The 13,968-nt window shown below is 68.3% G+C and carries 11 protein-coding genes; all 11 read left to right on the top strand.

What is annotated here, in order from left to right; all coding sequences use genetic code 11:
* Positions 1-14: 14 nt before the first annotated feature.
* Positions 15-1,400 carry a NarK family nitrate/nitrite MFS transporter gene (locus AC6CR5_RS06215; protein WP_024068977.1) on the top strand — a complete coding sequence of 462 codons (1,386 nt, stop codon included), beginning with the start codon at positions 15-17 and terminating at the stop codon, positions 1,398-1,400.
* Between the two features lie 149 nt (positions 1,401-1,549).
* Positions 1,550-5,305, top strand: a complete 3,756-nt coding sequence (locus AC6CR5_RS06210) for a nitrate reductase subunit alpha (RefSeq protein ID WP_498085356.1) — start codon at positions 1,550-1,552, stop codon at positions 5,303-5,305.
* Positions 5,302-6,864, top strand: a complete 1,563-nt coding sequence (gene narH, locus AC6CR5_RS06205) for a nitrate reductase subunit beta (protein WP_498085355.1) — start codon at positions 5,302-5,304, stop codon at positions 6,862-6,864. Before AC6CR5_RS06210 ends, narH begins: the two co-directional genes overlap by 4 nt.
* Positions 6,865-6,878: 14 nt before the next feature.
* Positions 6,879-7,526, top strand: coding sequence for a nitrate reductase molybdenum cofactor assembly chaperone (gene narJ / locus AC6CR5_RS06200; RefSeq protein WP_076468678.1), 648 nt, complete (start codon positions 6,879-6,881; stop codon positions 7,524-7,526).
* A gap of 17 nt (positions 7,527-7,543) precedes the next feature.
* Positions 7,544-8,227 carry a respiratory nitrate reductase subunit gamma gene (narI, locus tag AC6CR5_RS06195; protein ID WP_175204546.1) on the top strand — a complete coding sequence of 228 codons (684 nt, stop codon included), beginning with the start codon at positions 7,544-7,546 and terminating at the stop codon, positions 8,225-8,227.
* A gap of 15 nt (positions 8,228-8,242) precedes the next feature.
* Positions 8,243-9,013 (top strand): peptidylprolyl isomerase, encoded by a 771-nt coding sequence (locus AC6CR5_RS06190; protein ID WP_116791124.1) that lies wholly within the window; start codon positions 8,243-8,245, stop codon positions 9,011-9,013.
* Positions 9,010-10,053, top strand: a complete 1,044-nt coding sequence (moaA, locus tag AC6CR5_RS06185) for a GTP 3',8-cyclase MoaA (RefSeq protein WP_238919455.1) — start codon at positions 9,010-9,012, stop codon at positions 10,051-10,053. The genes AC6CR5_RS06190 and moaA overlap by 4 nt, the downstream gene beginning before the upstream one ends.
* A gap of 3 nt (positions 10,054-10,056) precedes the next feature.
* The gene (locus AC6CR5_RS06180; protein WP_054505875.1) at positions 10,057-10,716 is read left to right on the top strand and encodes a carbonic anhydrase; all 660 of its coding nucleotides are present in this window, start codon (positions 10,057-10,059) and stop codon (positions 10,714-10,716) included.
* Positions 10,713-11,210, top strand: coding sequence for a molybdopterin-guanine dinucleotide biosynthesis protein B (gene mobB / locus AC6CR5_RS06175; RefSeq protein ID WP_498085354.1), 498 nt, complete (start codon positions 10,713-10,715; stop codon positions 11,208-11,210). Before AC6CR5_RS06180 ends, mobB begins: the two co-directional genes overlap by 4 nt.
* A gap of 100 nt (positions 11,211-11,310) precedes the next feature.
* The gene (locus tag AC6CR5_RS06170) at positions 11,311-13,248 is read left to right on the top strand and encodes a type IV pili methyl-accepting chemotaxis transducer N-terminal domain-containing protein (RefSeq protein ID WP_498085353.1); all 1,938 of its coding nucleotides are present in this window, start codon (positions 11,311-11,313) and stop codon (positions 13,246-13,248) included.
* 13 nt (positions 13,249-13,261) lie between these two features.
* Entirely contained in the window at positions 13,262-13,933 is a 672-nt protein-coding gene (locus AC6CR5_RS06165; protein WP_498085352.1) for a response regulator, read from the top strand.
* The last annotated feature ends 35 nt before the right edge of the window (positions 13,934-13,968 follow it).

The following is a 13,968-nucleotide window of genomic DNA, read 5'->3' as shown; positions in this document are numbered from 1 at the left end:
ACCGGAGAACACCTATGACTTCCCATGTCCTGGCGCGCTGGGAGCCGGAAAACCCCGGCTTCTGGAAACAGACCGGCGCCCGCATCGCCAACCGCAACCTGTGGATTTCCATTCCCGCGCTGATGCTGGCGTTCAGCATCTGGATGCTGTGGAGCGTGGTGGTGGTCAACCTCGACCGCGCCGGCTTCATGCTGTCCAAGAACCAGATGTTCTGGCTGACCGCGCTGCCGGCGCTGTCGGGCGCCACGCTGCGCATCTTCTATTCGTTCCTGGTGCCGGTGTTCGGCGGCCGCAAGTGGACCGCGATCTCGACCGCCTCGCTGCTGATCCCGGCGCTGGGCATGGGCTTTGCGCTGCGCGACCCGACCACCTCGTTCCCGACGCTGCTGATCCTGGCGCTGCTGTGCGGCCTGGGCGGCGGCAACTTCAGCTCCAGCATGGCCAACATCAGCTTCTTCTTTCCCAAGGACAAGAAAGGCCTGGCCACCGGCCTTAATGCCGGCATCGGCAACCTGGGCGTGTCGCTGGTGCAGTTCGTGGTGCCGGTGGTGATCTCGATGGGCGTGTTCGGCGCCCTCGGCGGCGAGCCGCAGACGATTACCGCCGGCGACGCACAGCGCAGCCTGTGGCTGCAGAACGCCGGCTTCATCTGGGTCATTCCCATCGCGCTGGCTTCGCTGGCGGCATGGTTCGGCATGAACGACATCGCCGACGCGCGCGCCTCGTTCGCCGACCAGGCGGTGATCTTCAAGCGCAAGCACAACTGGCTGATGTGCTGGCTGTATGTCGGCACCTTCGGCTCGTTCATCGGCTTTTCGGCCGGCTTCGCCATGCTGACCAAGACGCTGTTCCCGCAGGTCGATCCGACCACCTACGCCTTCCTGGGGCCGCTGGTCGGCTCGCTGACGCGGCCGGTGGGCGGCTGGGTCTCGGACAAGCTGGGCGGGGCGCGCGTCACGCTGTTCACCTTCATCGGCATGATCGCCGCGGTGCTGGGCGTGGTGATGTTCCTGCCGCTGAACGGGCAGGGCGGCGACTTCAACGGCTTCCTGGCCATGTTCATCGTGCTCTTCGCGCTGACCGGCGTGGGCAACGGCTCGACCTTCCGCATGATTCCGGTGATCTTCCTGCGCGAGCGCACCCAGGCCGCGCACGGCAAGGGCGAGGCCGCGCAGAAGCAGGCCCTGACCGACGCGGCGCGCGAATCGGCCGCGGTGCTGGGCTTTTCCGGCGCGATCGGCGCCTATGGCGGCTTTTTCATCCCGCGCAGCTTCGGCACCTCGCTGGAGCTGACCGGCAGCGCCCAAGCGGCCCTGTATTGCTTCATCGGCTTCTACGCCACCTGCGTGCTGATCACCTGGTGGTACTACGCGCGCCGCAACGCGCCCGTGCCCTGCTGACGGCAGGGTTGGCCGGGGTGACTAGTCACTCTGCCGCGCCCGCCCTGTGCCACCGGCGAATGGTCGGCGGGGCGGGCGACCACTAAAGTGATTTTGACAGCACAGATTGCAGTACGCGCCGGCCGGGCCGGCGCTTTTGGAGAAACGCAATGAGTCATTTTCTGGACCGGTTGAAGTTCATGTCGCGGGTGAAATCCACCTACGCGGACGGTCACGGCGAAGTGGTCTTTGAGGACCGCAAGTGGGAAAACGCCTATCGCGCCCGCTGGCAGCACGACAAGGTGGTGCGCTCGACCCACGGGGTCAACTGCACCGGCTCTTGCTCGTGGAAGGTGTACGTCAAGAACGGCCTGATCACCTGGGAAACCCAGCAGACCGACTACCCGCGCACCCGCCCGGACCTGCCCAACCACGAGCCGCGCGGCTGTCCGCGTGGCGCGTCCTACAGCTGGTACGTCTATTCGGCGCAGCGCGTGAAGTACCCGATGATGCGCGGCCGCCTGATGGAAATGTGGCGCGAGGCGCGCAAGACCATGGACCCGATCGCGGCCTGGGAATGGATCAGCCAGGATCCGGCGCGCGCCAGGCGCTACAAGTCGGTGCGCGGCCTGGGCGGCTTCGTGCGCACGGACTGGGACACGGCGACCGAGATGATCGCCGCCGCCAACGCCTACACCATCAAGAAGTTCGGCCCCGACCGCCTCATCGGCTTTTCGCCGATTCCCGCCATGTCGATGGTCAGCTACGCCGCCGGCGCCCGCTACCTGAGCCTGCTGGGCGGCGCCTGCCTGAGCTTCTACGACTGGTACTGCGACCTGCCGCCGGCCAGCCCGCAGATCTGGGGCGAACAGACCGACGTGCCGGAATCGGCCGACTGGTACAACTCGACCTACCTGATGGTGTGGGGCTCGAACGTGCCCCAGACCCGCACCCCGGACGCCCACTTCTACACCGAGGTCCGCTACAAGGGCACCAAGACGGTGGCCGTGTCCAGCGACTTCGGCGAAATGGTCAAGTTCGGCGACATCTGGCTGGCGCCCAAGCAGGGCACCGACGCCGCGCTGGCGATGGCCATGGGCCACGTCATCCTCAAGGAATTCCACCTGTCGGGCGCCTCGGCCTATTTCCGCGACTACGTGCGGCGCTACACCGACATGCCGATGCTGGTGCTGCTCAAGGAGCGCGACGGCTTTTACGCGCCCGACCATTTCCTGCGCGCCTCGCAGCTGGACGGCGCGCTGGGCGAACAGAACAACCCCGACTGGAAGACGCTGGTGTTCGACGAAACCAGCGGCGACCTGGTGGCCCCCAACGGCAGCATCGGCTTTCGCTGGGGCGAGGGCGCGGTCAACGGCGGCGAGAAGGTCGGCCGCTGGAACCTGGAAGCGCGCGACGGCGGCAGCGGCCGCGCGATCAAGCCGCGTCTGAGCCTGGTCGACGGCGCCGACGCCGTGGTCGGCGTGGGTTTCCCGTACTTCGGCGCCGAGCACGATGAAGTGCTGGTGCGCAACGTGCCGGTGCGCCGCATCCGCCTGGCCGACGGCAGCGAGGCCCTGGCGGCCACGGTGTACGACCTGCAGATGGCCAACTACGGGCTGGATCGCGGCCTGGGCGGCGGCAACGTGGCCACGTCCTATGACGACGACGTGCCCTATACCCCGGCCTGGCAGGAAAAGCACACCGGCGTGCCGCGCGCGCAGGTGATCCAGGTGGCGCGCGAGTTCGCCCAGAACGCCCACGATACCGAAGGCAAGTCGATGGTCATCGTCGGCGCCGGCCTGAACCACTGGTATCACATGGACATGATCTACCGCGGCATCATCAACATGCTGATGATGTGCGGCTGCGTCGGCAAGAGCGGCGGCGGCTGGGCCCACTACGTGGGCCAGGAAAAGCTGCGGCCGCAGTTCGGCTGGGCGCCGCTGGCGTTCGCCTCCGACTGGGTGCGTCCGCCGCGCCAGATGAACGGCACCTCGTTCTTCTACGCCCATACCAGCCAGTGGCGCCATGAAAAGCTGAACGTGCAGGAAGTGCTGGGCCCGACCGCCGACCGCGGCCGCTATGGCGATCTCAGCATGATCGACCTGAACGCCCGCGCCGAGCGCATGGGCTGGCTGCCGTCGGCGCCGCAGCTGCGCACCAATCCGCTGGACCTGACCGCGCAGGCCGAAGCCGCCGGCAAGGACCCGGTGGCGCACGCCGTCGAGCAGCTCAAGTCCGGCGAGCTGCGCATGTCGTGCGAAGACCCGGACGATCCCGCCAACTTCCCGCGCAACATGTTCGTGTGGCGCTCGAATATCCTGGGCTCCAGCGGCAAGGGCCACGAGTACTTCCTGAAGTACCTGCTGGGCACGCAGAACGCGGTGTTTGGCGACGAGGCCGACGCCATCAAGCCGGTCGAAGTCAACTACCAGGAAGACGCGGCCGAGGGCAAGCTCGACCTGTTGACGGTGCTGGACTTCCGCATGAGCACCACCTGCCTGTACGGTGACATCGTGCTGCCGACGGCCACCTGGTACGAGAAGGACGACCTCAATACGTCCGACATGCACCCCTTCATCCATCCCTTGAGCGAAGCCGTGCAACCGCTCTGGGAAAGCAAGACCGACTGGGAGATCTACAAGCTGCTGGCCAGGAAGTTCAGCGACATCGGCGGCCCCTACCTGGGCAAGCGCCGCGACCTGGTGCTGACGCCGCTGATGCACGACACCCCGGGGGAACTGGGGCAGGCCTTCGAGCCCAAGGACTGGAAGCTGGGCGAATGCGACCTGGTGCCGGGCAAGACCGCGCCCAACATGACCGTGGTCGAGCGCGACTACAACGACATCTACCGCAAGTTCACCTCGGTCGGTCCGCTGCTGGACAAGCTGGGCAACGGCGGCAAGGGCATCAACTGGAACACCGAGCATGAAGTGGGCGAGCTGGCCGGCATCAACGAGCGCGTGGCCGAAGCGGGCGTGAGCCAGGGCCGGCCGCGGCTGGACAGCGCCATCGACGCCGCCGAAATGATCCTGACCTTCGCGCCCGAGACCAATGGCCACGTGTCGGTCAAGGCCTGGGAAGCGCTGGGCAAGATCACCGGCCGCGACCACACCCACCTGGCGGTGGGCCGCGAGCACGACAAGATCCGCTTCCGCGACATCCAGGCGCAGCCGCGCAAAATCATCTCGGCGCCGACCTGGTCGGGCCTGGAAAGCGAAGAGGTCAGCTACAACGCCGGCTACACCAACGTGCACGAGCTGATCCCGTGGCGCACCCTGACCGGCCGCCAGCAGTTCTACCAGGACCACCGCTGGATGCTGGACTTCGGCGAGGGTTCGTGCGTCTACAAGCCGGCGATCGACACCAAGACCGTGGCGCCGATGCTGGGCCGCTATCCCAACGGTGAAAAGGAACTGGTGCTGAACTGGCTGACGCCGCACCAGAAGTGGGGCATCCACAGCACCTATTCCGACAACCTGCGCATGCTGACCCTGAGCCGCGGCGGTCCCCACGTGTGGATCTCCGAGGCCGAGGCCAAGCAGGCCGGGCTGGTCGACAACGACTGGGTCGAGGTGTTCAACGTCAACGGCACGCTGACCGCGCGGGTGGTGGTGAGCCAGCGCGTGCCGGTCGGCATGTGCCTGATGTACCACGCCCAGGAAAAGATCGTGAACGTGCCGGGCGCGGAGACCAGCGGCAAGCGCGGCGGCATCCACAACTCGGTGACGCGCACCGTGCTCAAGCCGACCCACATGATCGGCGGCTACGCCCAGCAGGCCTACGGCTTCAACTACTACGGCACCGTGGGCGCCAACCGCGACGAGTTCGTGGTGCTGCGCAAGATGAAGAAAGTGGACTGGCTGGAAGGCCCGCTGGTCGAAGATCCCGCCGTCCAAACGCAACAGGAAGAGAAGCAATCATGAGGATACGCGCCCAAATCGGCATGGTGCTGAATCTGGACAAGTGCATCGGCTGCCACACTTGCTCGGTCACCTGCAAGAACGTCTGGACCAGCCGCGACGGCGTCGAGTACGCCTGGTTCAACAACGTCGAGACCAAGCCCGGCATCGGCTATCCCAAGGAATGGGAGAACCAGGAGAAATGGCAGGGCGGCTGGCGCCGCACGGCGGCGGGCAAGCTGGAACCGCGCCAGGGCGGCAAGCTGCGCATCCTGGCCAACCTGTTCGCCAACCCGAACCTGCCGCAGATCGACGACTACTACGAGCCGTTCACCTTCGACTACGAGCACCTGAAGAACGCGCCGCTGTCGCAGACGCCGCCCACCGCGCGCCCGGTGTCGGTGCTGACCGGCAAGAAGATGGACAAGATCGAATGGGGCCCCAACTGGGAAGACGACCTGGGCGGCGAATTCGCCGCGCGCAGCCGCGACGCCCTGTTCGAGGGCGTGCAGAAGGAGATGTACTCGACCTTCGAGAACACCTTCATGATGTACCTGCCGCGCCTGTGCGAACACTGCCTGAACCCGGCCTGTGTCGCCAGCTGCCCGTCGGGCTCGATCTACAAGCGCGAGGATGACGGCATCGTGCTGGTCGACCAGGACAAGTGCCGCGGCTGGCGCATGTGCATCTCCGGCTGCCCGTACAAGAAGATCTACTACAACTGGCACAGCGGCAAGGCCGAGAAGTGCACCTTCTGCTATCCGCGCATCGAGGCCGGCCAGCCGACCGTGTGCTCGGAAACCTGCGTGGGCCGCATCCGCTACCTGGGCGTGATGCTGTACGACGCCGACCAGATCGAGCGCGCCGCCGCCGTCGGCAACGAGCAGGACCTGTACGAATCGCAGCTGGACTTGTTTCTGGACCCGCATTCGCCCGAGGTGATCGCCGCGGCGCGCGAGCAGGGCATCCCGGAATCCTGGCTGGAAGCCGCGCGCCAGTCGCCGGTCTACAAGATGGCGGTGGAGTGGCGCGTCGCCTTCCCGCTGCATCCGGAATACCGCACGCTGCCGATGGTCTGGTACATCCCGCCGCTGTCGCCGATCCAGACCGCGGCCGAGGCCGGCAAGATGCCGCAGCGCACGCTCGGCACCAGCGCCATGATCCCGGACGTGGCCAGCCTGCGCATCCCGGTGCGCTACCTGGCCAACCTGCTGACCGCGGGCAAGGAAGCCCCGGTGCTGCAGGCGCTGGAGCGGATGCTGGCGATGCGCGCCTACAAGCGCGCCGAGACCGTGCACGGCGAACACGACACGGCCCTGCTGGAACAGGTCGGCCTGTCGGAAGAAACCGTGCAGGACATGTACCGCATCATGGCCATCGCCAACTACGAGGACCGCTTCGTGGTGCCCAGCAGCCACAAGGAAATCGTCGAGGACAGCTTCAACGAGAAGGGCAGCTGCGGCTTCACCTTCGGCAACGGCTGCTCGGGCGGCGTCTCGGAAGGCACGCTGTTCGGCCGCAAGCCGCAGGGCAGCGAGATCTTCATCGACATGCCGAAGTCGCGCAAGAAGGCCGCGGCCTGAGACCGGAGAACATCATGAGCCTTTATCGACTGCTTTCCGCGCTGCTCTGCTACCCCGAACAGGAGCTGCTCGACGCCCTGACCGAGGTCGAGGCCGCCCTGGCCGCCCATCCCGAGGCCGAGGAAACCCTGCAACCGCTGATCGGCCACCTGGCCAGCCAGGACCTGATCGCGCTGCAGGAAGCCTACGTCGCCACCTTCGACCGCAACCGCGCCCATTCGCTGCACCTGTTCGAGCACGTGCATGGCGAAAGCCGCGACCGTGGCCAGGCCATGGTCGACCTGCTCGAGACCTACCGCCAGCACGGCTTCGAGCCGGTGGTGTCGGAACTGCCGGACCACGTGCCGCTGTTCCTGGAGTTCCTGGGCGTGATCGACCCGGCCGTGGCGCGGGACCTGCTGGACGACGCCATCCACGTGCTGGCCGCCATCGGCTCGCGCCTGGCGCGCAACGAGAGCCCGTACGCCAGCGTCTTCGTCGTGCTGCGCGGCCTGTCGCGGGTTACGCCGCGCGAACAGACCGCGCCGCCGGTGCGCGACATGGACGAGGCCATGGAGACCTTCGGCGCCGGCGCCGACGGCGTCGAGCCGCTGCTGCGCCCGTTCTCAGGCGACGGCGCGCAGGCCGTGCGCTTCTATCCCCGCGCGCCGGTCACCCGCTAATTTCCAGGACACGCATCATGAATTCCCTGAACCAGTTCTTCTTCGGCATCTACCCCTACATTGCCCTGACGGTGTTCCTGCTGGGCAGCCTGGCGCGCTTCGAGCGCGAGCAGTACACCTGGAAGACCGACAGCTCGCAGCTGCTGCATCGCGGCCAGCTGCGGCTGGGCAACATCCTGTTCCACGTCGGCATCCTGGGACTGTTCTTCGGCCACCTGGCGGGCCTGTTGACCCCGGTGGCGGTGTGGGACACGCTGGGCGTGTCGCACACGCTCAAGCAGACCGTCGCCATGGTGGCCGGCGGCGTCATGGGCGGGCTGTGCCTGATCGGCCTCTTGATCCTGATCCACCGCCGCCTGAGCGACCCGCGCATCCGCAAGACCACCCGGCCCGGCGACAAGCTGTTGCTGCTGTGGATCCTGGTGACGCTGCTGCTGGGCCTGTCGACCATCGCGCTGTCGGCCGGCCACATGGACGGCGAGATGATGGTGCGCCTGATGCACTGGGCACAGCACATCGTCACCTTCCGCAGTGGGGCCGCCGACTTTGTGGCCGAGGTGCCGCCGCTGTTCAAGGCGCACCTGTTCATGGGTCTGACGCTGTTCGTGATCTTCCCGTTCACGCGCCTGGTGCACGTGTGGAGCGGCTTCGCCTCGGTCGGCTACCTGGGCCGCGCCTGGCAACTGGTGCGTCCGCGCTGACCCGAGGAGGCCGACATGCCTGTGACGATCAATGGCGTCGAACTGACCGACGCCGACATGGAGCAAGAACTGCCGCTGCACGCGGACGCGCCCAACCCGATGCGCGCCGCCACCACGGCGCTGGTGCTGCGGCGGGTGCTGCTGGACGAGGCGGCGCGGCTGGGGCTGGGGTCGGAATCGGAGCCCTTGTCCGAAGACGACGCCATCGGCGCCTTGCTGGCCCGCCAGGCCCAGGCGCCCGAGGCCGACGAGGCGGCCTGCCGCCGCTACTACCAGGCCAATCCGCAGCGCTTCATCGTGGGCGAGCTGATCGAGGCCGACCACATCCTGTTCCAGGTCACCCCCGGGGTCAACCTGGACATGCTGCGGGCCCACGCCAGCGCGGTGCTGGCGGACCTGCTGGCCGACCCCTCCGGCTTTGCCGAGGTGGCGCGGCGGCAGTCCAACTGCCCGTCGGCGGCGGTGGGAGGCAACCTGGGGCAGCTGGGGCGCGGCGACACCGTGCCCGAATTCGAGAAGGCGGTGTTCGCCTTGCCGGCGGGCGGCTTGCTGCCGCAGGTGCTGGAGACCCGACACGGGCTGCACATCGTGCGCGTGACGCGGCGCATCGAAGGGCGCCTGCTGCCGTTCGAGCAGGTGCGCGAATCGATCGCCTCGGCCCTGGCCGCCGCCAGCCGCGACACCGCCTGGCGCCAGTATGCCCGGCTGCTGGTGGAGCGCGCCGACGTGCGCGGCATCGACCTGGGCGGCGCCGAGGACGACCGGGTGTTCGGGAGCCCGTCATGACACCCGCGCCGGCCCTGGCGGCGGTCCCGGTGGCCAGCGGGACCGCGGCGCCCGCCGAGCCCCTGGGGCTGGTCGACAGCTTCGGCCGCCGCATCGACTACCTGCGGGTCTCGGTCACCGACCGTTGCGACCTGCGCTGCGGCTACTGCATGCCCAAGGGCTTCAAGGGCTTCGAGGAGCCCGCCAACTGGCTGCGCCATGACGAAATGGCGCGCCTGGCGGGCCTGTTCGCCGGCCTGGGCGTGCGCCGCTTGCGGCTGACCGGCGGCGAGCCGCTGCTGCGCCGCGGCGTGGCCGGCCTGGCCGCCGCCATCGCGGCGCTGCCGGGGGTGGATGACCTGTCGCTGTCGACCAACGGCACCCAGCTGGCGCGCCATGCCGCCGCCTTGCGGGCGGCGGGCGTGCACCGCCTGAACATCAGCCTGGACACCCTGGACGCGGCCGAGTTCGACCGCATCACCGGACGCGATTGCCTGGATGCCGTGCTGGCCGGGCTGCGGGCCGCGCGCGAGGCCGGTTTCGCGCCGATCAAGCTCAACAGCGTGGTGCATGCCGCCACGCCCGAGGCCGACGTGCGCCGGCTGCTGGACTACGCGCTGGCGCAAGGCTTCATCCTGCGCCTGATCGAGCCGATGCCGGTGGGCGATTGCGGCCGCCGCTATGCCCATGCCGACCTCGGCGAGTTGGGCGCGCGGCTGGCGGCCGACGCCGGCCTGGTGCCGGCGCTGGCGGGGCAGGGCGCGGGCCCGGCGCGCTACTGGAGCAGCGGCGGCGGCGCGCCGGTGCTGGGCGTCATCACGCCCATGTCGCGCCATTTCTGCGCCGCCTGCAACCGCGTGCGGCTGGGCGTGGACGGCACCCTCTACCTGTGCCTGGGCCAGGAAGACCAGGTGCCGCTGGGGCGGCTGCTGCGCGAGGGCGCCAGCGACGCCGACCTGGAACGGGCGATCCGCGCCGGCATCGCCGCCAAGCCGGAACGCCACGAATTCACCACCCGGCCCGAGCGCATCGTGCGTTTCATGTCGCAGACCGGAGGCTGAACCATGCGCGACATCGAACGGCTGGTGGACGGCTTCCAGCGCTTCCAGCATCAATACTACGAAGAGGCGCCGTCGCTGTACCGCAACCTGCGCGACGGCCAGCACCCCAGCACGCTGCTGGTGGGCTGCTGCGATTCGCGGGTCGATCCGGCCATGCTGCTGGGCTGCGATCCGGGCGACATCTTCACCGTGCGCAACGTCGCCAACCTGGTGCCGCCGCCCGACCGCGACCAGGGCCACCACGGCGTGCTGGCCGCTATCCAGTTCGCGGTCGAGCAACTGGCGGTCAGCCGCATCATCGTGCTGGGCCATGCCCAGTGCGGCGGCATCCGCGCGCTGATGGAGCGGCCGGCGCGCGCCGACGGCGAGCCGGACTACCTGGACCGCTGGATGGATATCGCCGAGCCGGCGCGCCTGCGCGTGTTGAGCGAGATGCCGACGGCGTCGCTGGCGGAACACCGGCGCGCCTGCGAGCAGGCCTCCATCCTGATCTCGCTGCGCAACCTGGAGCGCCTGCCGTGCGTGCAGCGGCGCCTGCAGGCCGGCGACCTGACCTTGCACGGCTGGTACTTCGACCTGGTGGCGGGCGCTTTGCTGGCATACTCGGCCCGGGCGGACGCTTTCCTGCCCATTGTCTGTCCCTTGTTCACGGAGCCCGCATGACCCCCGTTTTCGGCATTGCCGGCCGCTCAGGCAGCGGCAAGACCACCCTGATCGAGGCCATGCTGCCGCTGCTGCGCGCGCGCGGCCTGAAGGTCAGCGTCATCAAGCACAGCCACCACGACTTCGAGATGGAGCCGCCCGGCAAGGACAGCGCGCGCTTTCGCCAGGCCGGGGCGCAGGAGGTGATGGTGGCGTCGCCGTTCCGCTATGCCATCGTGCACGAGCTGCGCGGGGCGCCGGAACCGTCGCTGCAAGAGCAGTTGCTGCGCCTGGCGCCGGCCGACCTGGTGCTGGTGGAGGGTTTCAAGCAGGCGGCCATTTCCCGCATCGAGGTCTACCGTCCGGCGCTGGGCAAGCCGCCGCTGCATGCCGAGGACGCCGGCTTCCTGGCGATCGTGACCGACGCGGCGCTGGCCACGGACCTGCCTTGCCTGCCCCTGAACGACCCGGCCGCGGTGGCCGATTTCATCATCCGGGCGGTGCGGCAGGGTTGAGCGGAACGACTACACTGGAGTCTGCCAGCCGCGCGGCGTGCGCCTCACGGCTGGCAACCGCCCAACCCGCTTCAGGCACGCCCGCGCGCAAGCCCAGTTCATGACCACACCCGATTCCCCCTCCGACGCCCAGGGCCTGCCGTCGCCACGCCACCGGCTGTCGACGCGCATCGTCGCCAGTTCGCTGCTGGCGTTGATCGTGGTGCTCGGCATGATCGGCCTGACGCTGTGGCTGTCGTGGCAGCTGGAAGGCGCGGGCGCGGCCATCAACGACACCGGCAGCCTGCGCATGCGCGCCAACCGGGTCGCGGTGGAGCTGATGCGGCCCGAGGCCGGGCGCCAGGCGCGCACCGAAGAGCAGGTGCAACTGATGGACGACACCATCGCCCGCCTGGCGCGCGGCAACCCGGCCCGGCCGCTGTTCATTCCCAACGATCCGACCATCCGCCAGCATTGGCTGGGCGTGGCCGACTACTGGCGCGACATCATGCGGCCGGCGGCGTTGCGCGCCATCGCCCGCGAGGATGCGGCCGAATACCTGGAGACGCTGCCCGATTTCGTCGCCAAGGCCGACGGCCTCGTGCGCATGATCGAACAGGACAACGCCGGCAAGACCACCTCGCTGCGGCTGTCGCAGGGCGTGCTGGCGGCCATCGCCAGCGCCGGCACCCTGGCCATGATCTACCTGCTGTACCTGTGGATCATCGCGCCCGTGCTGCGCCTGCGCGACGGCCTGCAGCGCATGGCGGCGCGCGAGTTCAGCACCCGCCTGCCGGTCGAGAGCCAGGATGAATTCGGCGTGCTGGCGCGCGGTTTCAACCGCATGGCCGACGAATTGCAGAGCCTGTACACCGGCCTGGAACAGCGGGTGGGCGAAAAGACCGCCCAGCTCGCGGCGCAGAACCGCGACATCGGCGCGCTGTACGACATGGCGGCGTTCCTGAACCAGCCCAACGAGATCGAGGCAATGTGCCAGGGCTTCCTGCGCCGCGTCATGCTGCAGTTCGACGCCGAAGGCGGCAGCATCCGCGCGCTCGATCCCGACAACGAAAAGCTCAACCTAGTGGTGTCGGTGGGGCTGTCCGAGGAACTGGTCGAGTCCGAGCACTGCATGCGGGTCGACGACTGTTATTGCGGCGTGGCCACGCGCCAGGCCGGCGTCGTCGTGATCCAGGATTTTCGCCAGGCGCCGCCGCAGATGGACCTGAACTGCCAGCGCGACGGCTTCGCCAGCGTGGCGGTGTTTCGCATCGTCACGCGCGACGAGGTGCTGGGCTCGTACTCGCTGCATTTTCGCAGCCAGCGCAAGCTGGCGCCGTCCGACTCGCAACTGCTGGAAACCCTGGGGCAGCACCTGGGCGTGGCGCTGGACAACCGCCGCCTGGGCGCTCAGGCGCGCCAGCTGGCGGTGGTGCAGGAGCGCGGCCTGGTGGCGCAGGGGCTGCACGACAGCCTGGCGCAGGGCTTGAACTTCCTGAACCTGCAATTGCAGCTGCTGGACGCGGCCGTCAGGCGCGGCGACCAGGCCGAGGTCGAGGAAATCCTGCCGCTGCTGCGCACCGGCGTGGACGAAAGCTACAAGGACGTGCGCGAGCTGCTGACCAATTTCCGCGACAAGCTGGGCCAGGGCGACCTGAAGACCGCCATCCAGGACACGGTCGAACGTTTCCGCCGCCAGACCGGCACGCGCACCGAGCTGGCCTTCAGCCAGGGCGTCGGCGCGCCGCTGGCCCCGGAGCAGCAATTGCAGGTGCTGTTCATCCTGCAGGAAGCGCTGTCGAACGTGCGCAAGCATTCCGAGGCCGACCGCGTCGACGTGGTGGTGCGCAACGACCGCGATTTCAACCTGCTGATCGCCGACAACGGCCAGGGCTACGATCCGGACGAAGTGGCGCAGCGCGGCGAGGCCCACGTCGGCCTGCACATCATGCGCGAACGCGCCGCCCGGATGCATGCCTTGATTACAATGAAATCCCGGCCCGGCGGCGGCACGCGCATTGCCTTGACGTTGCCCGACGCCGAACGCCAGGCCGCCTGACCCTTTCAAGACCATGCCCATCCGTATCCTGCTCGTCGATGACCACACCCTGTTCCGTTCGGGCATGCGCCTGCTGTTGCAGCGCCAGCCCGATTTCGAGATCGTGGCCGAGGCCGGCGATGGCGTCGAAGGCCTGAAGCGCGCCAAGGAACTCAAGCCCGACGTGGTGCTGCTGGACCTGAACATGCCGGGCCTGTCGGGGCTGGAGACGCTGCAACTGCTGACGCAGGATCTGCCTTCCTGTGCGGTGATCATCCTTACCGTGTCGGAAGAAGCCGACGAGCTGGGCCAGGCGCTGCGCGACGGCGCCCGCGGCTATCTGCTCAAGAACATCGACGCCGAGGCCCTGACGTCGGCCATCCGCCGCGCCGCGGCCGGCGAACCCGTCATCGCCGAGAGCATGACGGCCAAGCTGGTCGAGCAGTTCCGCGGCCAGGCCAGCCTGGCCGCGCAGGCGCTGGCGGGACAGGCCGAACGCCATCGCCTGACGGCGCGTGAACGCCAGATCGTGCAGTGCCTGGCGCGCGGCGCCAGCAACAAGGTCATCGCGCGCGAACTCGACGTCAGCGAAAGCACGGTCAAGATCCACGTACAGAACGTGTTGAAGAAGCTGAACCTCACCAGCCGCGTGCAGGTCGCGGTCTACGCCGTCGAGCACGGCCTGCACGGCGACGATCCGGTCTGAAATCGCGCGGCGTGGCGCGCCGCCGCCGGACGGTT

The sequence above is a fragment of the Achromobacter sp. EG18 genome (assembly GCF_059759395.1).
The sequence above is the reverse complement of the archived record's forward strand: the minus strand, read 5'-3'. Positions and strand labels throughout refer to the sequence as shown.